The organism is Pantoea sp. CFCC18179, from assembly GCF_059412405.1.
Genome location: NZ_JBNBPM010000003.1, coordinates 14,176 through 37,165, shown reverse-complemented (window position 1 = coordinate 37,165; position 22,990 = coordinate 14,176). Strand labels below are relative to the sequence as shown.

Genomic DNA, 22,990 nt, shown 5'->3' with positions numbered 1-22,990 from the left:
CACTTTTAACAACGCGATTAACAAGTCTCGCGGTTAAGTCGAACGTTTTTAGATTTTCAGCTCAGCAAGGATGGCGGCCTCCATGTTCGCTGGGGTGGAAATCGGGGCAAAACGTTTGAGCGGTTTGCCGTCGCGTCCGATCAGGAATTTGGTGAAATTCCACTTAATTCGCTCACCCAACACGCCGGGCAAGGCATGTTTCAGATAACTGAATATCGGGTGGGTTTCGCTGCCGTTAACCTCCACTTTCTCGAACATTGGGAAGCTCACACCGTAATTGACGTAGCAGGTTTGCGCGATTTCGTCGGCAGCGCCGGGTTCTTGCTTGCCGAATTGGTTGCAGGGGAAACCCAGCACCACCAAACCTTGGTCGGCATATTTCTTGTAAAGCGCTTCAAGGCCGGCGTATTGTGGCGTGAATCCACAAAGGCTAGCGGTATTCACCACCAAAATCAGCTTGCCAGCGTAATCACGCATAGAGATCGGCTGGCCATTCAGGCTGGTGGCCGTAAAGTGATAAAAATTCGTCATATTAGAATCCTCTCAGCAAGAACTGCGCTCTATTTTTATTATATCTCGTTCCAGCCCTATGCGGTTCGGCTCCCATTCAGAGTTAATTATCATCGAATTGTGCTCTGGAATCCCGGAAATAATCGGCGGAGGTAATAATCCACGACCATAAAGGCAACATGTTAAGCAGCATTTCTTTTCCCATAGCGGTAATTGTATAAACTACCCGAGGCAATTTTTCCTGATAATCACAGCGATAAATAAGCCCGTCGCGTTCAAGATGACGCAATGTTCGCGTCAGCATTCTTTGCGTAACGCCCTGAAGATTTCGGCGTATTTCCCCATAACGCAAAGGGCCGCAAGTGCCGAGAATATGCAACACACCTAGTGACCAGCGATTACCGGCATGCGCCAGAATCTCACGTTTAAGTCCTTCATCATCGTCACTTAATTCTTCGCAAAATTCCTTTGAAAACCGCAATAATTCTTCCCGCTCTGATTCCATATCACCTCCGGTATCATTTATGTGCCTAATTGAGCCAATCTCTGTCGGCTGTCATGATGACCTGACAATATGACAGGAGGCAAGAATGAATACTGAATCTAAATCTGTAAATAGCGTTCTCATACTTGGGGCCGGGGAGCTTGGTTTGCAGGTGTTGCGAGCGATGAGTAATAAAGCCAGGCAACACGATCAGTTAAAAATAAGTGTATTGCTAAGGCCAGAAGCCGCTAACGCTATTTCTGGCTTGCGCAAGGAAAGATTGGATGCACTCGATAAACTGGGCATTTCAGTTGTAGAAGGGGATCTGCAGAAAAATAATATCGATGAACTGAGCGAGATATTTCACTCTTTCGACGCCGTGATTAATTGCAGTGGTTTTGTCGGTGGAGAGGGAACACAAATAAAGATTACTCAAGCCGTATTAAATGCCAAAGTGGCACGTTACTTCCCATGGCAGTTCGGCGTTGATTATGACGCCATCGGCAAAGGCAGTGGACAACAAGTGTGGGATGAACAACTTGAGGTACGCGATCTGATTCGCGGTCAAAACACCACTGAATGGGTGATTGTATCCACTGGCATATTCACCAGCTATCTGTTTGAACCGAGTTTTGGTGTCGTTGACGCACCAACTAAAACTGTTTTTGGTTTGGGTGACTGGCAGCATGCAGTCACTCTGACGACCCCTGAAGATATCGGCCGGCTGACTGCGGAGATCTTTTGCAATCAACCCACTTTGAGTAACCAGATTGTCTTTATCGCTGGAGACACGCTGACATACCGTGAGCTGGCAGATTTAATGCAGTTCCATTGGAATAGTGAAATAAAGAGAAAATTACTGAGCAGAGAACAGCTATTAGCTGATGTAAAGCACACTCCTGATGATGTTGCGGCAAAATACCGGCTGGCTTTTGCCAGAGCTGATGGGGTTGCGTGGCCTAAAGAAACCACCTTCAATCATCTTCGAGGTTTTGAAACCACTACGGCCGCGCAGTGGCTGGCAAAACAGCCATAAAATTCAGTTTTGCATTTCTCCACTCATACCTGATTTGAAAACGTCATTTACGTATGGCTTTTGTTTAAGATCCATTTATTATATTAATAATCCACGTAACTATGAGTTATCGAATTAATGTAACGTTGCGTGATTGTTAACTATCAATAGATTTACCGTTACTACCAATAATAAATGCCGTTTTCACCGCCGCCTTGCGGGGGTTTTGAGTAATGTCACTAATCAGGGATATACCATGAGTGCTTCGCATGACCTGCCTTTCGGCGAGGTCCAACTGTCACGTCGTAGAGTGCTGCTCTCCGGCGTGGTGATCGTGGCTGCTGGCCTTGTCACCTCAGCCTTACCGCGTTTTGCTTTTGCTGACTCATCTAAAAACTTCATACCTTTCATGCAGCTATCTCGCCTGTTGGTTAATCATCAACTTGATGATGCGGTAGGTCAGCGCATGCTGGCGTTGCTGGAACTGGAACAGCCGACGCTGATGGAAAATCTCAATCATCTGTTGGCGATTGCCAAGGCGAATAACGCGCAGATCGTTGAGGATTTCTTCCCAGCGATTCCGCAGGGTGCGTTGCAGGATCTGGCGCACAAAATCATCTTTGGCTGGTACACCGGTTGCCTTGAGCCTAAGCGCTCGGTGAAGGCATTCGCCTATGAACAGGCGCTGACTTGGCACACCACGCTGGACGCCATCACCATTCCATCGTATGGCATCAGTGGTCCTAACCACTGGCAGCGCGCCAACACACCGGTTCTTCCCGTACCGCAATTCTGACCTGAAAGAAGAAGATAATTATGGCAGCCCCTTCACAATCACCTGTGGTGATCGTTGGCACCGGCGTGGTCGGTGTGGTGATCGCAGAGCAACTGTTGGACGCCGGAATTCCGGTATTGATGTTAGAAGCCGGTCCGCGCGTGTCGCGTGCCGAAATCGTGGAAAATTACCGCAATCTGCCGCTGGCGGCGAAAGGCAACCCGATCGAGTGTTATCCCTCGCGCGATTGGGCGCCGCATCCGGAACCGGCGGGCGCAGGCAAAGGTTATCTGCAATTAAGCGGAGTCGATTCCTATGCGCAAAGCTACGTGCGTTATGCCGGTGGATCGACCTGGCATTGGGCGGGTACCTGCTGGCGTTTGACCCCGGCCGATATGCAACTGCATACCCGTTACGGCGTGGGACGTGACTGGGCGTTTGATTACGACACGCTGGAGCCGTATTACGCGCGCGCGGAATACAAACTCGGCATCTGTGGCCCAGACGATCCGGCCTTGCAATGGCCGCCGCTGCGTTCCAAACCTTATCCGATGCCAGCGCTGCCATTTGGTCCCGGCGAAGCGCGCTTTACCGAAGTGGTGCGCGAAAAACTCGGCTTGCACAACATTCCTACCGCGCAAGCACGTAACAGCGGCACGTCATATGACGATCGCCCGGCGTGCTGCGCCAATAACAACTGCGTGCCGGTGTGTCCGGTTGGCGCGAAATATGATGGTGCTACCGCGCTGTCACGCCTCGAAGCCAAAGGCGCTACCATCCTCGATAACGCGGTGGTATGGCGCATTGAAACCAACGCCAGTAACCAGATCGAAGCGGTGCATTATTACGATCAGCACAAGCAAACCCATCGCGTCAGCGGCAAGTTGTTTATTGTCGCCTGTAATGGTTTAGAAACGCCAAAACTGCTGCTGATGTCGGCGGACGCACGTAATCCAAATGGTCTCGCCAACAGCTCGGATCAAGTTGGCCGCAACATGATGGATCACCCGCAAATCACCATGACGGTGACGCTGGATGAACCGTATTGGGCGGGCGTTGGCCCGGTGGTGAACAGCGGCATTATGGAAACCTCGCAGGGCGATTTCCGCTCGGAGCATGCGGGCGCTTATTTCCGCTTTAACAACTTTGCACGCAATCGCTTCGTCACCTTCGGCGCATTGGAAAAAGGCCTGGTCGGCAAAGCGTTGGATGAAGAGATCCGCCGCATGACCGCCTGCACCGCCGATATCGTGCTGGCGCATGAAATCCTGCCTGACGCCAACAATCGTCTGACGCTAAGTGATAAGAAAGATTGGCTTGGCTTGCCGAAACCGACGATTCACTACGACGTAGGCGATTATGTGCGCCGCTCGTTGCAAAACTATTCGATGCCGATCGCTAACCGCATTGCCGAAGCGATGGGCGCCACCGAGAAAAAATTCTCCAAACAGTTCAATCAGAGCAAACACATCATGGGCGGCACCATCATGGGCAACGATCCGGCCAATTCGGTGGTGGATAACGAATGTCGTGCGCACGATCACCGCAATCTGTTCCTGCCTGGCGGTGGCGCGATGGCGAGTACCGCTTGCGGCAACAGCACCTTGACGATGGTCGCTCTGGCTTTTAAAGCCGCTGATGCGATTGTTAAACAAGCGCAGGAGGCGTGATGATGTTGCAGCTTAAACACCTCGCGCTGGCCTTGGCGCTGGCAACCGGCGCGGCGCATGCTGCGGATGATGCGCTGATCAAGAAGGGTGAATATCTGGCAGTGGCGTCGGATTGTACTGCGTGCCACACCGCGGAACATGGTCAGCCGTTTGCTGGTGGCAAAGCCATTGAATCGCCGGTCGGCGAGATCATCGCCACCAACATCACGCCATCGAAAACCGCTGGTATCGGCAATTACAGCGAGCAGCAATTTGCCGCAGCACTGCGCAAAGGCGTGCGCGCCGACGGCGCCAATCTCTATCCGGCGATGCCGTACACCGCGTATGCCACGTTGACCGATGACGATGTGCATGCGCTATATGCCTATTTCATGTCCGGCGTAAAGCCGGTTGATCAGCCGACGGCGCAGACGCATTTGCCATTTCCGCTCAATCTGCGTTTCTCAATGATGTTCTGGAATGCGCTGTTCCTCAAAGCGCCAGGTTACACGCCAGATACCACGCAAAGCGACAGCTGGAATCGCGGCCGTTATCTGGTGGAAGGCGCGGCGCACTGTAGCACTTGCCACACGCCGCGCGGTTTCCTGATGCAGGAAAAAGAGAGCGAAGCCTTTACCGGTGCGCAGGTTGGGCCGTGGTTCGCGCCGAACATCACCGCGAATAAAGTCAGCGGCATTGGGCAATGGTCGCAGCAGGATTTGATCACTTATCTGCAAACCGGTCGTTTAGCGGGCAAAGCGCAAGCTGCGGGCAGCATGGCAGAAGCCATCAGCCACAGCTTCCAGCATCTGTCACATGATGATGTGGCAGCGATGGCTGAATATATGAGTAGCGTTGCGGATAGCAATGCACCTGCCAGCGGCGCATCACGTTTTGAACAAGGCAAAGCGGCAAACAATTTGGTGGCATTTCGCGGCCAGCCGTTTAACGCGGCAGTGAATGATGAAGGCGCGCGTTTGTTCTCTGGCAACTGTGCGTCTTGTCACGGCAGCAGTGGGCAAGGCACGCCGGATGCGTTCTATCCGAGCTTGTTCCACAACAGCGCCACGGCGGAAAACAATCCTTCTAACTTAATCGCCACCATTTTGTTTGGTGTGGAACGCAAAACCCAACAGGGCGATGTGTTTATGCCGCCGTTTGGCGCCCAGCCGAATGCGCTTAATCATCTTGATGATCAGCAAGTCGCGACCTTGTCGAACTGGATTTTGCACCACTACGGCAACGTTGACGTGACGGTGTCACCCGAGCAAGTGGCGGAAATCCGTCGCGGCGGGCCATCCTCGCCGTTGGTGCTGATGGCGCAGATCGGCGTCGGCGCGGGCATGCTGGTGGTGATCGTGCTGCTCGGCTGGTTACTGTATCGCCGTAAACGTTGATGTAGGGCGGCCAGTGCGTTGCATGTTGTTCGGTCACCATAAATGGCGACCCTACAACAGATACGCGCGTTTTATGTAGGGTCGCCATTTAGGGTGACCGTTAATTCTCTTTTGGAACTTGAAAATGAATCACTATTCACGCCGCCGCGTGTTGAAGCTGGCCGGGCTGGTGACTCTCGCCAGCGCTGCCGGACAGCTTCTGCCGTTGCCGCGTTTACGCGCTGCCCAACCTGACGCGCATGTTGCCGGTCTTGATGATCTAATGCAGGTTTCGCGTTGGTTAACGCAGCAAGACGGCCTCAATCTCACCGTGGGACGCGCGCTGTTGCAGGCGTTAAACCAAACGCAGAAAGGCTTTATCGGCAGTTTGTTGCAGCTAAAAAACTTGCTGCAAAGCCAGCCAGAATTGTTGCAGCAAGATCATCTGACCTTTGCCGATGCCGACAGCGAGAAGTTGGCGAAAGTGATTTTAGGCGGCTGGTACAACGGCGTGGTCGGTAAAGGCCAGCACGCGCTGTACGTCACCTATGTGAATACGCTGGCGAATCAGCTGGTGGATGACAAATTAGTCCCGCCGAGTTTTTCTTACGGTGAATGTGGTAGCTGGGCGCAGCAGCCCTGATTTAAGTGAGCTAAGCAGTTAATGAAAACTAAGAATTCTGCCGATGTGGTGGTCATTGGTGCGGGCGTCAACGGCTCGCTGCTGGCAACCCGTTTGGCAAAAGCCGGGAAATCGGTATTGTTACTTGAATCCGGCCCGAAAGTGGCGCGCGATCAACTGGTCGAACGCTTCCGCGCTTCGGCCTTCAAATCTGATTTTATGTCGCCGTATCCGTTCTCGCCGCAGGCACCGCATCCGCGTTATACGCCGGAACCGAATGATTATCTGCATCAGGCCGGTCCGCACCCGTTTGCCGCGCAATACATCCGCATGTTTGGTGGCACCAGTTGGCACTGGGCGGCGCAACTGTGGCGCTTTGTGCCGAATGATTTTCGTCAGCACAGCCAATATGGTATCGGCAAAGATTGGCCGATCGGCTACGACGATCTGGAAGAGTATTACTATCAGGCTGAAGTGATCGCCGGTGTCGGTGGATCACCAGACAATGGATCGCCGCGCAGCAAGCCTTATCCAATGGAACGCGTACCGGCTTCCTGGCTGCAACAGCGTGTTACCGCGCGTTTGGCTCCAGATTTCACCGTGCTGGATGACAGCACCGGCCGTAACAGCCACAGCTATGATGGCCGTCCAGCCTGTTGCGGCAACAATAACTGCATGCCGTTATGTCCGATTGATGCGCAATATCACGGCGGATTAGCGGCGCAGCAAGCCGAAGACAGCGGCGTGCAGGTGATCACTGAAGCGGTGGTGTATCAGTTGGAACACGATGCGCAAGGCAAGATTGTGGCTGCCAACTATTACGACTGGAATAAAGTCAGCCATCGCGTCACCGCAGAAACCTTCGTGCTGGCGGCGAATGCGATTGAAACGCCAAAACTACTGTTGATGTCGGTGAGCGATAAATTCCCGCACGGCATCGCCAACGCGCGCGATAACGTGGGCCGCAATCTGTGCGATCACCCGGCGATTGGCGTGACTTTCGACGTAGATGAAGAGATCTGGCCAGGTCGCGGTCCGGTGAGTCCGTGCTCGATTGGTCAATTCCGCGACGGCGATTTCCGCAGCGAACACGCGCCGTTCCGCATCGACATTTCCAACGCTTCTCAGGTCGCGTCAGTGACCAAAGAAGTGCTGGCAGAAGGCTTGTTCGGCAAGAAATTGCAGGAACAAATCCGCTTCCGCGCTGCGCGTCGTCTCAGCATCAAGAATGCGCTGGAACAGCTGCCCGATCCTAACAACCGCGTGACATTGAGCGATAACAAAGATGCGCTTGGCTTGCCAACGCCATCGCTGTTTTGGGATGTGAATGATTACGTGGTGAAAGGTACCGAGAAAACCCGCGAGTGCTATGACGCGATTGCTGCCAAACTCGGCGCAACCAACATCAAACACAGCAAAAGCGGCAAATTCTCCAACCGCCAGCACATCACCGGCACGCTATCGATGGGACTGGATCCCGCCACCAGCGTTACCGATGCGTGGGGACGCGCACACGATCACGCCAACTTATTTATGGTTGGCACCGGCGTGATGCCAACCGTTGGCACTTGTAACGTGACGTTGACCGCGATGGCACTGGCGTTACGTACCGCCGACAAAATCTTGCAGGAGACGCAACATGGCTAAGCAAGGGAAAAGCGGGCTGGCGGCCGTTGCGTTATTGATGCTGTGCACATCCGTGCAGGCAGCGGATCAAAACCTGATCAAACGTGGCGAATATCTGGCGATTGCCGGTGACTGCGCCGCGTGCCACAGCGAGGAGGGCAAAGCGCCGTTCAGCGGCGGCCATGCTATCGCTAGCCCGCTAGGCACCATTTTCAGCACCAATATAACGCCGTCGAAAGTGGCGGGTATCGGCAATTACAGCGAGCAGCAGTTTGCCGCGGCACTGCGCAAAGGTGTGCGCGGCGATGGCAGTCAACTCTATCCGGCAATGCCGTATACCGCCTATGCCAAACTGACGGATGAAGATGTAGCGGCGCTGTACGTTTACTTCATGCAAGGCGTGCAGCCGGTGGATGTGCAGCCGGAACAAACCGCGCTGCCGTTCCCGTTCAATCTGCGCTTCAGCATGGCAGCGTGGAATCTATTGTTCCTCGATAGCAAACCGTTCCAACCGGATGCGGCGCAATCTGCGCAGTGGAATCGCGGTGCCTATTTGGTCGAAGGCTTAACCCATTGCAGCACTTGCCACACGCCACGCAATTTGCTGATGGCTGAGCAGCAGGATAAAAAACTGCAAGGTGCTTCATTGGGAACCTGGTTCGCGCCGGATATCAGCGCCGATGCGCTGCAAGGCAAAGCACATTGGACGCGTGAAATGCTGGCTGACTATCTTGCCACTGGTCACGCCAGCAATGGCGCGACCGCTGGCGGACCGATGCTGGAAGCGATCGATAAAAGCTTCGCGCGCATGACACCAGACGACCGTCAGGCCATCGCCAGCTATTTATTGCCCGCTTCTGGCAAGGAAATTTCGCCAGCAGTAACAAGCGGCTTAACTAAAGTGCAGGGCGATGACACGCCAGCGGCGTGGTCGGGATTAGGCGAAGGTGCGCAAATCTACCGTAACAACTGCGCATCCTGCCATAACTTGTCGGGACAAGGTCTGAACGGTTTACCGGCCTTGCAGCACCATCCGGTGCTGGATAAACCCAACGCCGATAACGTGGCAATGGCGATTCTGCAAGGTGTGTGGCCGGAGAAGCAGCAGGGGATGATCGGCTTTACGGATGAGTTGAATGACCAGCAAATCGCTTCGGTGACTAATTATTTGATGCAGGATTTTGGTCACAGCCAGGTGCAAATCAGTGCTGAACGCGTAGCAACCTTGCGTGCGGGCGGTGAAGCTTCGCCGCTGATGATGTTGTCGCGTATTGGCATGGCGGCGGCGGGCGTTATCGTGTTGCTGGCGTTATGGTGGTGGCGCAGAAAACGCAGTTAACAGTATTCTGAGTCCTTTCAAACCAGGTCACCATAAATGGCGTCCCGACGAAAACCGTTTAGGCCGTTTGTAGGGTCGCCATTTATGGTGACCTGGTTATGTCTAGGATCAGGAGCTAATCATGTTCAAAGGACTCAGTGCGTTTCCGCTTACTCCGTTCAATGCGTCCGGCATTGATGAAACCGCCTTTCTCAATCTCCTCGCGCGTCTCACTTCTGCCAAAGTGGATTCGTTAGGCGTGCTCGGTTCCACCGGCAGCTACGCCTATCTCACCCGCGAACAACGCAAGCGCATCGCCACGTTGGCGGTCCAGCACGCGGAGAAAATTCCGGTGATTGTCAGCATTGGTGCAATCAGTACCGATGAAGTGCTGCGCCTGGCGGATGATGCGCAGCAAGCCGGTGCCAGCGCACTGCTGCTGCCCGCCGTTGCCTATCAAAAACTCACTGATGACGAAGTGTTTGGTCTGTATCAAGACGTCACGCGACATGTCTCTGTACCGATCTGCATTTATGACAATCCGGGCACCAGTCACACCCTTTTCTCCGATGCGCTGCACGCGCGCATTGCCACGTTGCCGCATATTCAGTCGATCAAAATTCCCGGCGTTCCGGCGGATCTGGCCGCCGCGCGGCAGCGTGTCGAGAGCTTGCGTGCGCAGATTCCAACGCATGTCAGCATTGGCGTCAGCGGTGATGCCTTTGCCGCAAACGGATTAATCGCTGGCTGCGATTTATGGTATTCAGTGTGCGGTGGCTTGTTCCCGCGCAGCGCCAAAGCGATGACCGATGCCGCACAAGCGGGGGATTTCGCCTCAGTAGAACAACAAGCACAACGGCTCGCACCGCTGTGGGCGCTGTTCAGCAAACACGGCGGCAGCATCCGCGTTATTGCCGCTGCCGCCGCTGTTTTGGGCTTAGCTGAAGAGGATTGTTTGCCACGTCCGCTACGTTCGCTGGCAGCGGCAGACATTGAGGAACTGCGTCAGGTGCTAAACCAACACCAATTGGAATAATTAGCTCGATCATCGTGATCGCACTAATAGTTAATCTGATAATAGTTTCTATGGTTATTATTGTTTCCATCGAAGGCGCACAGCCTTCACAACAAACAACCAAAGGATTATGACCATGAAAACTATCAAAACTCTGACTATCGCCGCTGCTGCCGCTCTTTCACTGATGTCAGCTGCAAGCTTCGCACAAACCGTTTCAGCCACTTCAACCACGCTGGACGGCGCAGAAGCCAAAATCGCCGCACAAGCACAGCAACATGGCGACCAATACCGCATCCTGGAAGCCAGCAACGGTAACATCGTCCACATGACTGCTGAACTGTATAAATAACGGAATGGTTGCATAAGGATGTGCCAGAACAGGTCGCCTTACGAGGCGGCCTTTTTTGTGAAAGTGGACATTATTAGCAAGATCACGATTACCGCACTAATAGTTAATATTGAAACGATAACTAGAGTTATTATTGTTTCATCGAAAGCAAATAGCCTTCGTAACCAACCAAACCATTAAGGATTATGACCATGAAAACTTCAAAATTACTGACTATCGCCGCTGCCGCTACTCTTTCACTGATGTCAGCTGCCAGCTTTGCACAGAGCATCTCCGTTGAGTCTTCTACACTTGATGGCGCAGAAGCTAAAGTAGCCGCTCAGGCACAGCAGCAGGGCGCACAGTATAAAATCACCGAAGCCAACACCAACAATCGCGTTCATATGACCGCTGAGTTGTACAAATAAGATTTCTGATGTTGTGTTAAGGCCGCCTCCGGGCGGCTTTGCTGTTTCTAAATGTCCGTAAAGCATCCCATCTTGTCCCGCATGAATCGGTTGTTGCCAGTATCATCAGCGCAAATTCTTCTATGCGGATCACTCATGAAAATCACCCGTAGTAAAAATTTCACGCCAGCCAAAGCCTGGGAAGCGTTAGACATCGCTAATTTCGATGGCACCAGCGTGCGTCTGCATTGGACCGACAAACCCTACAAATGGCACATCAATGATGGGCAAGAAGTGTTTGCGGTGCTGGATGGTGTGGTGGAGATGCATTATCGCGAGGCGGGCGAAGTGAAAAAAGCCATGTTGCAAAGCGGCGATATTTTTTACGCCAGCATCGGCACCGAACATGTGGCACATCCGCAAGGCGCGGCGCGCGTGTTGGTGATTGAAAAAGAAGATTCGGTTTAACGCGCCACTAACGCTTCAATCTCAACTTTCGCCTGCAACAAAGACGCTAACAGATGGGCGAACTGCTCATCAAAACGCAACGCTGGTGCGGCAATCGCCAGCGCATAACATTCGCCGACACCGGTTTGCAACGCCACGCTGATCCCACAGACTCCACGCGCATGTTCTTCGCGATCAATCGCATAACCTTGCTGACGGATAAGCGCAATCTCTGCCATTAACGGTTGACGAGTTTGCAAGGTGTTGCGGGTGCGGGCTTCGGTTAGCTGCGGTAACAACACATCAAGTGATTCATCACTTTGTTGCGCCAATAACACTTTACCGTGCGCCGCGCAGTGCGATGGAAACGCGGTGCTCACTGGCGACACCACCCGCAACTCTTGATCCGATACACACTGACTCACCAACACAGTATGGCTGCCGCGCCAGACGCAAAGATCCACGGTTTCGCGTGTGCGACGATTTAACGTCGCCATCGCCGGTTGTGCCAGCGCTATGATATCGATGTGCGCCGATGCCGCTAATCGCGCCAGCGCCGGGCCCAGTTTGATGCCGTCGCTATCCTGCAACAGCATTTGCTGAGTGATTAACGAGGTCACTAAACGGTGCACGGTGGTGCGCGGCAAAGCAGTGGCCTTCGCCAGTGCCGACATCGACAATCCAGCCGGTTGATCTTCCAGCGCGCGCAAAATCGTCGCCGCGCGCGCGATGACTTGAGAACCGTTACCTTCTGAATCCGCAACCATTTTTGTCTCTTCTGCCGATGAAAAAGTGGCAAGACTATAGCATGTAACACTTTGCCAAATAATAACCTGCGTAATTGTTCTTTCGGAATTGTCCGTTATATGGGTATATTGTCCGAATAGTGGATAGAAGGTAAAGAGCATGTCAACCATCAATAAAGTCGGTGCAATGACCTTACTGGCCGTCAGTTGCCTAACGATTATGGTCGGCTGCGTAATTGTGCCGGGATTGAGTGAGATTGCCGCGCAGCTTGGCGTGAGTCATTTAGCGAACTGGCTGGTTACGTTGCCTTCGCTGGGCGTAGTTTTAGCCGGCACGCTGGCAGGGCGCGCCATCGATCGCTGGGGGGCGTATTCGCTGTTGCTGGTGGGCTTATTCAGCTACGGCTTGCTCGGCGTAGCCGGTGCGTGGCTACCGGGCGCGCTGCCGCAGATCATTGATCGACTGCTGCTGGGCTGCGCCACCGCGATTGTCATGGCATCTGGCACCAGCTTGATCGCCAGCTTTTATGCCGGCGACGCGCGTTTAAAAATGATGGCGCGGCAGGGCATGGCCATCGAATTGGGCGGCGTGCTGTTTTTGTTTATCGGCGGCATTTTGGCGTCGATCAGCTGGCGCTGGCCTTACGCGCTGTACCTGTTCGCGTGGCTGATGTTGCTGCTGGTGGCGATCACTGTGCCGCGATCAATGCCATCTTCAACGGAGCCGGAAGAAAATCTTTCAACCAACAGCGATCGCTTGCTACGCCCGGTTTTACTGGCCGCGGTGTGCTCAATGATGTGCTTTTTCACCGCGGTAATTATGTTACCGCAGCGCTTTGCGGCGATGCACGTCAACGCCGCACAGATTGGTTATTTCCTCTCCTTTGTCTCGCTGGTGGCGGTGCTCGCCGCCGCGATGATGCCGGATGTGACGCAGCGTTTCGGCAGTTACGCTACATTGGTGATGGCGTTTATTTGCTATCTTTTGGCTCATCTGGAATTTGCCGCTGCGCCGAATATGCTGCTGTGCCTACCCGGCGGCATTTTGTTAGGTATGGGGTTCGGTTTGTCGATTCCGCTGGTCAATCATATGACAGTGGAAATCAGTCAGCCGCAAGAACGTGGTCGGCAATTGGCGCGCCTATCGATGGCGATTTTCTCAGGACAGTTTTTGGCGGCATTTATGGCGTATCTGCCCGGCGGCATCGTCAGCGCGTTTATCGCGGCAGCGGTATTGGCGGCGGTGAATGTGTTTGCTATGGGAAAATGCGGTCGCTCAATGACTGCCAACGCCAAATAATCGTGCGAAAAGTAACCGCAGGCGCGCATCGGGCGCTGCATGCTGCAATGCGAGATTTATCCACAGGTTAGCGCGGCTTCTACGCACGGGGATTGTGGATAACCGGCCTTATACCTGCAGAAATAACAAAGCCGCCAAATAGGCGGCCTTGAAAAAGCAAGCAAAAAGAGTGGAATTAACCGGCCCAATCACCCACTAAATGGCTGAGATGCGCTGTCATCAGCTTCATGGTCAGTTTGGCATCGCCTTTCACCATCGCATCCAAAATCGGCTGATGTTCTTCAGCGGATTTAATCAGGCCGCCGGTATCACGCAGATTTTTTAAGCCGAACTGGCGTGACTGATCACGCAGGTTTTCTACGATAGTCACTAACTGCTCATTATCCAGAATCGCCAGCAAACCAAGGTGGAATTGGCGATCCATCTCCAGATAACTCACGATGTCGCCTTCTTTGGCGAAGTTGACCATATCGCTAGCGATTTTGGTAAATTCCGCTGCACGCGCCTGAATTTTTTCCTGCATGCCCGCCAGTTTTCCCATTGAGGGGATTTCCAGCAAGATGCGCAATTCATAAATGTTTTGGCGTTCTTTGGTGCTTAACGGCAACACGCGAAAACCGCGATTGCGCACCGCTTCCATCAATCCCTGATTCACCAGCGTTAACATCGCTTCGCGAACCGGACTGTTTGACACGCCCAATTCTTCTGCCAACGCCGATGCTGAATAAATCTGGCCTGGAACGAGATCGCCGGAGACCAGGCGCAATTTCAAGATCGACAACGCCTGATCGCGCAGATTGGTTTGTCGTAGTTGCAGTTCCGGTTCCATGTGTACTCCGCTTGTAAACTAAGTAGTCGATAACAGGCTACATTTTATTCTTTTTACTTATAGTTCTCAATATGGTTATTTCACGCGGTAAACCACTAATCCGTTTGAGTCATGTATCGGTCACCAAAAATGGCGACCCTACGGGAAGAGGTGTTGTAGGGTGGCCATTTTTGGTGACCGATAACATGCACATGCAGAGATTAATTAAATGCGTAAGTCGGCGGTGTCGAATCTTGCTGATAGATCACCGCGGTTTTGGCAGCGCCGTATGCGGTATCGTTATTTTGCAAAATCTTCATGTAATCTCCGCTCTGTATCAGGCTGTCATAAGCGGCTTTTATTGCAGGCAGCAACTGTTCAGAATTTCCATTGCGTGCCACCGCCGTCGCGGTTGGGCCGCCACCGATTTCACCCGATGCATCCAGCTTGCTGTCCATATGAATCGCTTCCTGCGCGCCGCCTCGGTTAATTAAAACGCCTTCGACGCGACTGCTGTTAAGCGCCAAAATCGCCTGATTAATCGAAGCAAACGCGCTGATCATCGGCGCTTTACTGCCGCACGGCGCGACCGCCGTTTTCAGCGTGGCGAGCTCGGCAGAACCGGCCATCGCGCCCACTTTATGGCCGCAGATTTCCTTCAGCGTCGTTGGTTTGAAATCGTTGGCTTTGGCTACCAGGAATGAGCTGTAATCTTGCCAATTGGTGACGAAATCAGCCACTTTCAGGCGTTCGGCGGTGACGTAAAACTCGCCGTAGGAGACATCATATTTATCCGCCTGCAAACCGGTCAACGCCGCAGCGAACGGCACCAGATGCACATCCGCTTTCAACCCCATTACCTGAGCGATAGCGTGCCCCAATTCGACATCCATGCCTTTTAACTCACCATTTTCTTTATATGCCAATGGCTTACCGATATCTGGAATCGCGATACGTAGCGTACCGGATGATTTCATCGCTTCGGGTAGCAGAGCCGCAACCTGATCGTTTTTGGCAATAGCAGCCTGAACGGAAGCCGTCAAAACGCTGGTGGCGGCGAGCAGGGCATAACAAACCATTTTGCTTTTATACATTTTCACGATAACGCTCCTCTGGATGACCTATGGCACGCTGGTGTTTGAACAAAAGACGACACATTGACAGCTGGAAGTTGCGTGTAATATATTACCCATTACAGATGACGCTGGCAAGATGCTTGTGTAAAGCGCCCCAAAATCGGCTCAGCCAGCACCATAACTCCATGCTTTTACGATGATTCAGTACACACACGCTATTGAGGTAAGTGAATAATGGATAAACCAGATTTTGATGTGATTGTGGTGGGTGGTGGACCTTCCGGCCTTTCAGCGGCTTGGGAGTTGCGTGACAGAAAGATCATGATTCTGGAAAAAACCCACCGTTTGGGTGGTCGACTTTTCTCCATGAGCCGTGGTGATTACTGGATCAACCTTGGCGGTCATCTGTTTCCTCCGGCAGGTTCGCACATGCGCAATATCCTGCACTCCATTGGGCTGGAGGTGATCGGCATTCCGGGCAATAAATTTGCCATCTGTTGGGATGGAAAAGTGTATAAACCGAAGTCAGTTTCTGCGTTGCCGCTCACCATGAAGATGAAAATTGGTGAACGCATTGCATTGGCGTGGAATGGCTTACGCATTATGAAAGCGGTGCGCGGCTGGCAGGAAGAGATGAAGCCGATCTATGGTGAAAGCAATCAACATCGCCGTGCGCGCGTGGCGCGTTATATGTCTGACCAATCATTCCGCAAATTTATGGGACCGCTACCGAAACGCCTCGAAGCGCTGTTCCAATCGGCGGCACGACGTGCAGCGGCGGAGATGGAAGATCAGCATGCGGGCGTGGGCGTATCACTGTTTGGTGCGGTATGGGCGGGCAAGGGCGATTCAATGGCGCTGAATCTCAACGGCGGCTCCGGCCGTTTTGGTGAAGTGATGATGGAATTGATGGGCAGCCGCGCCACCTATCACACCACCGTGAAAGCCGTCACCAAAACCGGCAGCTACAACACCGTGGTATATGAGACCAACGGCGTTGAACATACTGCCACGGCGGCGCAGGTGATCATTGCGGTACCGGCGTATCAGGCAGCGCAAATCGTCAAAGATCTGCCAACCGATGTACGCGAAACGCTGCAAGGCGTGCAGTATGGCCCGTTCCCCACCATGGGCATTATCACCGATGAAATTGGGCCGATGCCGTATGACGATATCTATGCCATCACCACGCCTGATGCGTCGTTCGACATGTTCTTCAATCACGCCAACCCATTACGTACCGGACCACGCAAACCCGGCGGCAGTTTAATGGTTTATTCCGGCGGCGAACCAGCGCGCGCCATGCTGAAGTTGAGCGACGATGAGATTCGCGATCGTTATCTGACCGATGTCTACAAAATGTTCCCAGAGCTGAAAGGGCATGTGGTGGAAACCATCGTGCAGCGCTGGGAACCGGGCAATACTTATCGTCCGGCTGGCTTCAACTTCGATCCGATGCTGGCGTATTGCGAACGTAAGGATGTGGATATTCACTTTGCGGGTGATTATTTTGCTGAGATCGGCAACATGGAGATCGCCACCGGCACCGGCCATGAAGCCGCGCGCCGCGCCAGAACACGTTTGATGAGTGGTGAAGGCAAGGTGACGCCATTTCGACCCGCCGCTGAGCCGGTAGCGATGGAGAAGAAGGCCTGATTTTTGGCGATTGCATCGCTATTTAACAGCGGCTTTTGCCGCTGTTTTTGTATCTCGAGCTTAAAACCAGGTCACCATAAATGGCGACCCTACGGATGGATGCGAGGTTTTATAGGGTCGCCATTTATGGTGACCACCAAATTCAAGGCAAAAAAAAGCGATGAAACAATCATCGCTTTTTCATTGCTAGCGCACTCAAACTTTATAATCTTGCACCACGCCCGGTAACTGGCTCCATGATGCATACCATTGATTAAACAGCGCAAACTGTTTCTCAACGTAAACTTGCTGGCTGCCGGTCAACGCATCGCTGGCATTGAAATGCAGCTGATATTCGCTGTCGCCTTTCAACACCATCATATGTTTGAAATAGAGCACCAAATCCGGGCCGGCATCAAAGGAAGAAAGCACCGCCAACGCTTCTTCCAACTCTTGCGCACGTTGGCGTGCCTCGGCATTACCCGCTGCGGCGGCTTTGGCCAGATTGCACAGATGCAGCACTTCTTTTGGCAACACATTGCCGATACCGGTGATCGCACCAACTGCGCCGCAATTGACGAAACCGTGGAATACCGCGGTATCAACGCCAATCATCAAGGTGACATCATCATCGCGGCTGGTGATGTTCTCGGCGGCATAGCGCAAATCGTCGTTGCCACCAAACTCTTTGAAACCAATCAGATTGGGATGCTCAGCGCGCAGTGCAAAGAACAGATCCGCGCGGGTCGCAAAGCCGTAATAGGGGCTGTTATAAATCACCGCCGGCAACTCAGAGGCGGCGGTCAAAATTGCTTTGAAGTGCTCTTTCTGCGCGGCAATCACCGAGCCACGCGACAGCACGCGCGGGATCACCATCAAACCTTTCGCACCCACTTTTTGCGCGTGTGCCGCATGCGCCACCGCTGAAGCGGTATTCACCGCGCCGGTGCCGACAATCACCGGAATGCCCGCCGCCACTAAACGTTCAACGCCTTCCATACGCTGAGCATCGGTGAGCAACGGCCAGTCGCCCATCGAGCCGCAATACACCACTGAAGACATGCCCGTTGCAATCAGTTGGCGCGCCTTTTTCACCAGCGCATCAAAATCCGGTGACCGATCTGCTTTACAAGGCGTCATTAACGCCGGAATGACGCCAGAAAAAATATCCGATTTCATATTCATCTCCAGTGATGAAATAAGCGTAATAAAGCGCCCAGCACTTTATTGCATGATGGTTTAACGTTGATGAGAAATTTCATATTCACACGGGTTTCGTAGCGGCGCGATTTATCGCGCAATAAATTGCGCCGCTACGATGAGTACATGTTTTTGTAACGGCAATGGTTATTTATTGGCTGCTTTGGTTAATAATGATGGATCAAGTTGATTCAGGATGAGTTTTAATTGCTCTTTCTGCGCCGCGGTAAATTGTGGAATTGGCGCACGTACCGGGCCGACAGTTAAGCCCAGTAGCTCACAGGCGGCTTTTACGCCGCTGCTGTAGCGGTTGCTGGCGAGGAAACGAATCAACGGATTAATTTCGCGCCAGATATCGACAATAATTTGATCATCACCGGTTTCACTGGCGCGCTGTAATTTCGCCAAACCCGGCGACATAAAGTTAGCCACGCCCATCACCATGCCCGGCGCTTTTAACATTAATGCCGGCAGCATTAAAACATCTTCGCCATTTAAAAACGTAATGTTGTTAGCGTGATCGGCTAATAAAGTATTCATCTGCATAATATTCGACGATGAATCTTTGACATAGTTAACCTGGGGAATTTCACGCGCTAATTTAACCAGAAAATCGACGTCCAAATGCAGGCCGGTGGCTGGCGGGAAGTTGTAGGCGCAAATCGGCAGCGAAGTGGCATCGGCCACACCGGCGTAATAACTCCAGGCTTCATCAAAGCCAATCGGCTCATAATACGGCGTGGCTAACATCAATGCGGTGGCACCGACTTCCTCGGCGTGCTTACTTAGCTTGACCGCTTCACGCGTCGATGTCGCACCGGTATGCGCCAGCACGCTGGCGCGTCCAGCGGTTTGATCGACCACCACTTCAATCAGGCGCATTCTCTCGGCTTGCGACAACACCGAAAACTCACCGGTGCCGCCCGCCGGAACAAAGCCATCCACGCCATCTTCGATACCTTGTTCTACCAGCGCACGCAGCGCCGCTTCATCAATTTGCTCACCATCTGGCGTGAAGGGGGTCACGATGGCGGAAAGTACACCTTTAAGCGTCATGTTATTTCTTCTCCATTGAGTCAGTCAGAGTGGGGCAAAGCCGTCTGCGAGTTCATCCTCGGCATCTGCGGCGATATGCAGAAAACCATTGATACGGGCGCGCCCGGTTAAAGCGGGCGTGATGTATATCCGTTGTGGCGTGCGGCGCAGTTGATGCGTAGCGACGCTAAACGTCGAACCGATAATGCTGGTAGTGGTGAGTGATTGATGCTCGGCTAACAATCCTTCGGTCACCAGCTTGGCAAAAAACGCGCTGCTGCCGGTGCCGCACGGCGAGCGATCGATGACGCCGGGTGGGGCGATCACCACGATTTTGGCCTGATCGGGCATCGTCGCATCGTAGTGATAAAACAGCACTTGGTAGACGTCGAGCAACGCATCATCGAGCGGATCGCGCACGCCGTGTTGTGTGTAGCTGGCCCGCAGCGCGCGCGCCATGCGCACGATTTCGGTGGCATTGTCGCGATCCAATGACAAACCTAATGCGCTGGCATCGACGGAAATGTAGTAATCGCCGCCGTACAGTAGTTCGACCTCAACGGTTTTGCCGTCGATAAGGTGATGATCTTTACGCACCACAAAGGATTCGACATTGGTCAGCGTCACGCTTTGCAGTTCGCCATTATCGCAGTGCGAGATGACGCCAATCGCACCTGCCGGCGTGCGAATGCGAAAGGCCAAACTGCCGTCGTCCTGCGGCTGCAAGTTGGGCAGCCAATTCAACTCCACAATTACTGAGGCAAAGCCAATCATGCAGTGGCCACACATCGGTGGATAGGAACCCGGTTCCAGCAATACTGCGCCGATGTCGCAATCATCTTCTTGCGTGGCGATGGGCAACACCGCACAGGTTAATCCGCCGCCGCGCGGTTCGTGCACTAAACGACGACGCCAATGATCGGCATGATCGCGCAGCCAGCCGCGCGCCGCATCAACGCCCTGAATCTCTGCGGGCAGTTCGATGCCAGACATCACGATACGCGTTGGGTTACCGCCGGTGTGCGAATCAATGGCGGTAATCAACTGGCGATCGCTTTTCTCCAGCCAGCGTTGCATCGCGGCGGGCAGGGCGTATTGTTCGCTCATCAACGCGTTACCTCAAACAGTGCCGGGCCTAAAGCCGCGCGATCAACCGTGATGCCTAATCCCGGCGCGGTTGGCGCGGTGCCGCGACCGCGTACTGAACGCGGTTGATAGCCTGCGACATGTTCCTGCGTCCAGTCATTGAAGAACGAGGCGTGCATCAGCGCGTCCGGATGCGTACTGGCGGCAACATGCGCCACCGCTGCGCTGGTGACATCGCCGCCCCAAACGTCTTCAATGCAGATGGTCATGCCCAGCGACTGTGCCAAATCGCGCATGCGCATCGCGCCGGTTATGCCGCCAACGCGTGCCAGTTTGATATTGAGCGAACTGGCTCCGGCATCATATTTAGCGCGGTACAGCTCCGCCGCATTGGTTACCGATTCGTCCATCGACAGCGGCAAGCTGCTCATGCGTTGCACCAGCGCGCAATCGGCGGTGTCACGACAAGGTTGTTCGACAATTACGTTCAATCCGGCCATTTCGCGCACCGCGATGGTGGCGCGCGGCAAATTCCAGCCGCCGTTGGCATCAGCCACAATCACCGCATCTGCCGGACAGGCTTCCACCACGCTGCGGGTGCGCAAGGCATCTTCGAACGGATCGTTACCGACTTTAAGCTGAAAGCGATTAATGCCCACTTCCTGGCGCTGACGCACAAACGCCACCATCGCTTCTGGTGAGGCGAGCGGCACTGCTTCATATAAAGGAAAATCAGGTTGTGCGATGCCGCCGATCAGCATCGAGATTGGCAAGCCCGCCGCCTGACCAAGCAGATCCCAGCAGGCGATATCGATGGCGCTTTTTGCGCCTTCCTGCCCGAGCAGCAGCGCATCCATTTGCTGATGGATCAGCGACAGATTGGTAGCATCCATTCCGATCAGCGAGGGAGCCATAACCTGCACCGCTGCGCGAATCCCTTCAGCAAACGCTGGCAAATAGGTGCCGCCCAGCGTGCTGCTCTCGCCCCAGCCTGCCAGTCCTTCGGCAGTACGAATGCGCACCAGCGTGGAAGCCTGGCGCTGCGCCGCGCGTCCACCGGACATCACGTATTCGCCGTGGGCGTACGTTAACTCGTAACCAAAAACGTCAATCGCAGCAATCTTCATCAGTCGATGCACTCACAGTGGTTGGTAATGGGTAATATATTACATGCGACACTTAAGCTGTCAATGGGGTTTTAATCGGTCACCATAAATGGCGACCTTACGGAGCATTGCGCGCTTTTGTAGGGTCGCCATTTATGGTGACCGCTCGCGCCTTTAATCACGGAACAGCGCCGCCAAATGCGGATTCAGGAACAAATCATGCGGATCAAATTGCTGACGAATCTGCTGGAAACGCGCGTAATCGGGATAAATTTCTTCCACGCGCTGACGATCAAGAAAATGTAATTTGCCCCAATGCGGACGCGCCTGGAACGGACGCAATGTTTCATCCACCGCTCTAAGGAAAGGCTGATAATCGCGGCCAATTTCACCGGAAACCGAAATTGATGTGCTGTCACGCCCTGACTGCGCCGAGAGAAAACCGCGATCCGCTTGCTGCCAGCGCACCTGCAACGGCGAAATATCATCTGGAAAACGGGTTTTCATCAGTTGGCACATTTCCGCCACTGCATCTTTGGCATCGCTCGCCGCCACCATATATTCCAGTTCGTGGAATTCGGCGTCGGTGGTGCCATCGGGATAGATGCGGTAGGCGCGGTCAGTGCGACGATTGGCGTCGCCGGGCGGCAGATCCAAACCGTCATCGGGGATTTCTCGCAGCAGTTTGACGAAACAGTGATCGGCGGGCACATCGCCCAATTTATACATATCCGCTGAGCGATCGGTTGGCATCCACCAGAAGGAGAAGTGGCGATATTCCGCCAGTAAATAATCCCACTGGCTCAGCACTTCGCTCATCGGCAGGATGATATTTTCCTCGCGCAACTTATACGCCGGCACCAATTGCAAACCGACGCGCAGCACCGGGCCGAGCAACCCTAACGAAACCTGTGCCGCATGCAACCAATCCGGCTGCGAGTCATCAATATCCACCACTTCGCCGAGGCCGTTCACCACGCGCAGGCTGGTGACGCGTGATGAAAGCGAACCAAATTGCGTTCCCGACCCTTTGGTGCCGGTAGCAATTGCTCCGGCAATCGACTGCACATCAATATCGCCCTGATTGGCGATGGATAATCCGCTGTTCCACAGCGGTTCACCGAGATCGGCGATGCGTGAACCGGCCCACACATTGGCCTGCTGTTTAGCGCGATCAATATCAATCACCCCGCTGATTGCCGAGAGGTCCACCAACAATCCCGACGTTGCCACCACCGGCGTAAACGAGTGCCCGCTGCCCGCCACGCGCACCGCTTGCTGCTGGTTAATGGCGTGCTGAATTTGCGCTATCGCGTGATCTTCATTATCCGGTCGCAGGTAACCCGCGGCGGTGAATGCCTGGTTCTTGCCCCAGTTTTTCCATGTAAATGACGTCATAAGTTTTTCCTCGGTATTTGCGGTT

At 53.6% G+C, this 22,990-nt stretch carries 23 protein-coding genes; 13 read left to right on the top strand and 10 right to left on the bottom strand.

Annotation, left to right across the window (positions count from 1 at the left end):
* Positions 1 to 48: 48 nt before the first annotated feature.
* Positions 49 to 531 carry a glutathione peroxidase gene (locus tag ACPUC7_RS07770; RefSeq protein WP_494922428.1) on the bottom strand — a complete coding sequence of 161 codons (483 nt, stop codon included), beginning with the start codon at positions 529 to 531 and terminating at the stop codon, positions 49 to 51.
* A gap of 82 nt (positions 532 to 613) precedes the next feature.
* Positions 614 to 1,015 carry a winged helix-turn-helix transcriptional regulator gene (locus tag ACPUC7_RS07765; protein ID WP_494922427.1) on the bottom strand — a complete coding sequence of 134 codons (402 nt, stop codon included), beginning with the start codon at positions 1,013 to 1,015 and terminating at the stop codon, positions 614 to 616.
* Positions 1,016 to 1,100: 85 nt separating this feature from the next.
* Between ACPUC7_RS07765 and ACPUC7_RS07760 the strand changes: the two genes are divergently transcribed.
* The 11 genes from ACPUC7_RS07760 to ACPUC7_RS07710 all read left to right on the top strand — a co-directional run bounded on the left by ACPUC7_RS07760 (position 1,101) and on the right by ACPUC7_RS07710 (position 11,596).
* Entirely contained in the window at positions 1,101 to 2,030 is a 930-nt protein-coding gene (locus ACPUC7_RS07760; protein WP_494922426.1) for an aromatic alcohol reductase, read from the top strand.
* Positions 2,031 to 2,265: 235 nt separating this feature from the next.
* Complete coding sequence (locus ACPUC7_RS07755) at positions 2,266 to 2,805, top strand: sugar dehydrogenase complex small subunit (protein ID WP_494922425.1); 540 nt, start codon at positions 2,266 to 2,268, stop codon at positions 2,803 to 2,805.
* Positions 2,806 to 2,825: 20 nt separating this feature from the next.
* Positions 2,826 to 4,454, top strand: coding sequence for a GMC family oxidoreductase (locus ACPUC7_RS07750; protein ID WP_494922424.1), 1,629 nt, complete (start codon positions 2,826 to 2,828; stop codon positions 4,452 to 4,454).
* Entirely contained in the window at positions 4,454 to 5,830 is a 1,377-nt protein-coding gene (locus ACPUC7_RS07745; RefSeq protein ID WP_494922423.1) for a c-type cytochrome, read from the top strand. The genes ACPUC7_RS07750 and ACPUC7_RS07745 overlap by 1 nt, the downstream gene beginning before the upstream one ends.
* A gap of 124 nt (positions 5,831 to 5,954) precedes the next feature.
* On the top strand, positions 5,955 to 6,452 hold the full coding sequence (locus tag ACPUC7_RS07740) for a sugar dehydrogenase complex small subunit (protein ID WP_494922422.1): 498 nt from the start codon (positions 5,955 to 5,957) through the stop codon (positions 6,450 to 6,452).
* A 21-nt stretch (positions 6,453 to 6,473) separates the two neighbouring features.
* Positions 6,474 to 8,078 (top strand): GMC family oxidoreductase, encoded by a 1,605-nt coding sequence (locus ACPUC7_RS07735; protein ID WP_494922421.1) that lies wholly within the window; start codon positions 6,474 to 6,476, stop codon positions 8,076 to 8,078.
* Positions 8,071 to 9,396, top strand: a complete 1,326-nt coding sequence (locus ACPUC7_RS07730; protein ID WP_494922420.1) for a cytochrome c — start codon at positions 8,071 to 8,073, stop codon at positions 9,394 to 9,396. The genes ACPUC7_RS07735 and ACPUC7_RS07730 overlap by 8 nt, the downstream gene beginning before the upstream one ends.
* A 121-nt stretch (positions 9,397 to 9,517) precedes the next feature.
* Positions 9,518 to 10,411 carry a dihydrodipicolinate synthase family protein gene (locus ACPUC7_RS07725; RefSeq protein ID WP_494922419.1) on the top strand — a complete coding sequence of 298 codons (894 nt, stop codon included), beginning with the start codon at positions 9,518 to 9,520 and terminating at the stop codon, positions 10,409 to 10,411.
* Between the two features lie 115 nt (positions 10,412 to 10,526).
* On the top strand, positions 10,527 to 10,742 hold the full coding sequence (locus ACPUC7_RS07720; protein ID WP_494922418.1) for a YdgH/BhsA/McbA-like domain containing protein: 216 nt from the start codon (positions 10,527 to 10,529) through the stop codon (positions 10,740 to 10,742).
* A 191-nt stretch (positions 10,743 to 10,933) separates the two neighbouring features.
* Positions 10,934 to 11,149: a YdgH/BhsA/McbA-like domain containing protein gene (locus ACPUC7_RS07715; protein ID WP_343551086.1), complete on the top strand. Its 216-nt coding sequence runs from the start codon at positions 10,934 to 10,936 to the stop codon at positions 11,147 to 11,149.
* 135 nt (positions 11,150 to 11,284) lie between these two features.
* Positions 11,285 to 11,596, top strand: coding sequence for a cupin domain-containing protein (locus ACPUC7_RS07710; protein ID WP_494922417.1), 312 nt, complete (start codon positions 11,285 to 11,287; stop codon positions 11,594 to 11,596).
* On the opposite strand, the gene ACPUC7_RS07705 is transcribed toward ACPUC7_RS07710, so the two are convergent.
* The gene (locus ACPUC7_RS07705) at positions 11,593 to 12,342 is read right to left on the bottom strand and encodes an IclR family transcriptional regulator (protein WP_494922416.1); all 750 of its coding nucleotides are present in this window, start codon (positions 12,340 to 12,342) and stop codon (positions 11,593 to 11,595) included. The two genes, ACPUC7_RS07710 and ACPUC7_RS07705, sit on opposite strands and share 4 nt — an antisense overlap.
* Positions 12,343 to 12,481: 139 nt before the next feature.
* Between ACPUC7_RS07705 and ACPUC7_RS07700 the strand changes: the two genes are divergently transcribed.
* A complete protein-coding gene (locus tag ACPUC7_RS07700; RefSeq protein ID WP_494922415.1) occupies positions 12,482 to 13,621 on the top strand; it encodes an MFS transporter in 1,140 nt (379 codons plus the stop codon).
* 175 nt (positions 13,622 to 13,796) lie between these two features.
* On the opposite strand, the gene ACPUC7_RS07695 is transcribed toward ACPUC7_RS07700, so the two are convergent.
* Together ACPUC7_RS07695 and ACPUC7_RS07690 are read right to left on the bottom strand one after the other, a co-directional pair.
* Positions 13,797 to 14,450, bottom strand: a complete 654-nt coding sequence (locus tag ACPUC7_RS07695; RefSeq protein WP_494922414.1) for a GntR family transcriptional regulator — start codon at positions 14,448 to 14,450, stop codon at positions 13,797 to 13,799.
* Between the two features lie 200 nt (positions 14,451 to 14,650).
* Positions 14,651 to 15,523: a transporter substrate-binding domain-containing protein gene (locus ACPUC7_RS07690; protein ID WP_494922742.1), complete on the bottom strand. Its 873-nt coding sequence runs from the start codon at positions 15,521 to 15,523 to the stop codon at positions 14,651 to 14,653.
* A gap of 216 nt (positions 15,524 to 15,739) precedes the next feature.
* Here ACPUC7_RS07690 and ACPUC7_RS07685 point away from each other — a divergent pair, with 216 nt between their 5' ends.
* A complete protein-coding gene (locus ACPUC7_RS07685) occupies positions 15,740 to 17,161 on the top strand; it encodes a protoporphyrinogen/coproporphyrinogen oxidase (RefSeq protein ID WP_494922413.1) in 1,422 nt (473 codons plus the stop codon).
* Positions 17,162 to 17,356: 195 nt separating this feature from the next.
* Here ACPUC7_RS07685 and ACPUC7_RS07680 read toward each other — a convergent pair whose 3' ends face one another.
* From ACPUC7_RS07680 to ACPUC7_RS07660, 5 genes are all read right to left on the bottom strand, one after another.
* Complete coding sequence (locus ACPUC7_RS07680; RefSeq protein ID WP_494922412.1) at positions 17,357 to 18,319, bottom strand: dihydrodipicolinate synthase family protein; 963 nt, start codon at positions 18,317 to 18,319, stop codon at positions 17,357 to 17,359.
* A 168-nt stretch (positions 18,320 to 18,487) separates the two neighbouring features.
* Entirely contained in the window at positions 18,488 to 19,396 is a 909-nt protein-coding gene (locus ACPUC7_RS07675; protein ID WP_494922411.1) for a dihydrodipicolinate synthase family protein, read from the bottom strand.
* Positions 19,397 to 19,420: 24 nt separating this feature from the next.
* Positions 19,421 to 20,482 (bottom strand): proline racemase family protein, encoded by a 1,062-nt coding sequence (locus ACPUC7_RS07670; RefSeq protein ID WP_494922410.1) that lies wholly within the window; start codon positions 20,480 to 20,482, stop codon positions 19,421 to 19,423.
* On the bottom strand, positions 20,482 to 21,588 hold the full coding sequence (locus ACPUC7_RS07665) for a mandelate racemase/muconate lactonizing enzyme family protein (RefSeq protein ID WP_494922409.1): 1,107 nt from the start codon (positions 21,586 to 21,588) through the stop codon (positions 20,482 to 20,484). The genes ACPUC7_RS07670 and ACPUC7_RS07665 overlap by 1 nt, the downstream gene beginning before the upstream one ends.
* 153 nt (positions 21,589 to 21,741) lie before the next feature.
* A complete protein-coding gene (locus ACPUC7_RS07660; RefSeq protein WP_494922408.1) occupies positions 21,742 to 22,965 on the bottom strand; it encodes a D-arabinono-1,4-lactone oxidase in 1,224 nt (407 codons plus the stop codon).
* Between the last annotated feature and the right edge of the window lie 25 nt (positions 22,966 to 22,990).

What these genes read in the sequence shown, in the direction of transcription:
- ACPUC7_RS07770 (WP_494922428.1), bottom strand. Translation starts at nt 531, where the DNA reads ATGACGAATTTTTATCACTTTACGGCCACCAGCCTGAATGGCCAGCCG.
- ACPUC7_RS07765 (WP_494922427.1), bottom strand. Translation starts at nt 1,015, where the DNA reads ATGGAATCAGAGCGGGAAGAATTATTGCGGTTTTCAAAGGAATTTTGC.
- ACPUC7_RS07760 (WP_494922426.1), top strand. Translation starts at nt 1,101, where the DNA reads ATGAATACTGAATCTAAATCTGTAAATAGCGTTCTCATACTTGGGGCC.
- ACPUC7_RS07755 (WP_494922425.1), top strand. Translation starts at nt 2,266, where the DNA reads ATGAGTGCTTCGCATGACCTGCCTTTCGGCGAGGTCCAACTGTCACGT.
- ACPUC7_RS07750 (WP_494922424.1), top strand. Translation starts at nt 2,826, where the DNA reads ATGGCAGCCCCTTCACAATCACCTGTGGTGATCGTTGGCACCGGCGTG.
- ACPUC7_RS07745 (WP_494922423.1), top strand. Translation starts at nt 4,454, where the DNA reads ATGATGTTGCAGCTTAAACACCTCGCGCTGGCCTTGGCGCTGGCAACC.
- ACPUC7_RS07740 (WP_494922422.1), top strand. Translation starts at nt 5,955, where the DNA reads ATGAATCACTATTCACGCCGCCGCGTGTTGAAGCTGGCCGGGCTGGTG.
- ACPUC7_RS07735 (WP_494922421.1), top strand. Translation starts at nt 6,474, where the DNA reads ATGAAAACTAAGAATTCTGCCGATGTGGTGGTCATTGGTGCGGGCGTC.
- ACPUC7_RS07730 (WP_494922420.1), top strand. Translation starts at nt 8,071, where the DNA reads ATGGCTAAGCAAGGGAAAAGCGGGCTGGCGGCCGTTGCGTTATTGATG.
- ACPUC7_RS07725 (WP_494922419.1), top strand. Translation starts at nt 9,518, where the DNA reads ATGTTCAAAGGACTCAGTGCGTTTCCGCTTACTCCGTTCAATGCGTCC.
- ACPUC7_RS07720 (WP_494922418.1), top strand. Translation starts at nt 10,527, where the DNA reads ATGAAAACTATCAAAACTCTGACTATCGCCGCTGCTGCCGCTCTTTCA.
- ACPUC7_RS07715 (WP_343551086.1), top strand. Translation starts at nt 10,934, where the DNA reads ATGAAAACTTCAAAATTACTGACTATCGCCGCTGCCGCTACTCTTTCA.
- ACPUC7_RS07710 (WP_494922417.1), top strand. Translation starts at nt 11,285, where the DNA reads ATGAAAATCACCCGTAGTAAAAATTTCACGCCAGCCAAAGCCTGGGAA.
- ACPUC7_RS07705 (WP_494922416.1), bottom strand. Translation starts at nt 12,342, where the DNA reads ATGGTTGCGGATTCAGAAGGTAACGGTTCTCAAGTCATCGCGCGCGCG.
- ACPUC7_RS07700 (WP_494922415.1), top strand. Translation starts at nt 12,482, where the DNA reads ATGTCAACCATCAATAAAGTCGGTGCAATGACCTTACTGGCCGTCAGT.
- ACPUC7_RS07695 (WP_494922414.1), bottom strand. Translation starts at nt 14,450, where the DNA reads ATGGAACCGGAACTGCAACTACGACAAACCAATCTGCGCGATCAGGCG.
- ACPUC7_RS07690 (WP_494922742.1), bottom strand. Translation starts at nt 15,523, where the DNA reads ATGTATAAAAGCAAAATGGTTTGTTATGCCCTGCTCGCCGCCACCAGC.
- ACPUC7_RS07685 (WP_494922413.1), top strand. Translation starts at nt 15,740, where the DNA reads ATGGATAAACCAGATTTTGATGTGATTGTGGTGGGTGGTGGACCTTCC.
- ACPUC7_RS07680 (WP_494922412.1), bottom strand. Translation starts at nt 18,319, where the DNA reads ATGAAATCGGATATTTTTTCTGGCGTCATTCCGGCGTTAATGACGCCT.
- ACPUC7_RS07675 (WP_494922411.1), bottom strand. Translation starts at nt 19,396, where the DNA reads ATGACGCTTAAAGGTGTACTTTCCGCCATCGTGACCCCCTTCACGCCA.
- ACPUC7_RS07670 (WP_494922410.1), bottom strand. Translation starts at nt 20,482, where the DNA reads ATGAGCGAACAATACGCCCTGCCCGCCGCGATGCAACGCTGGCTGGAG.
- ACPUC7_RS07665 (WP_494922409.1), bottom strand. Translation starts at nt 21,588, where the DNA reads ATGAAGATTGCTGCGATTGACGTTTTTGGTTACGAGTTAACGTACGCC.
- ACPUC7_RS07660 (WP_494922408.1), bottom strand. Translation starts at nt 22,965, where the DNA reads ATGACGTCATTTACATGGAAAAACTGGGGCAAGAACCAGGCATTCACC.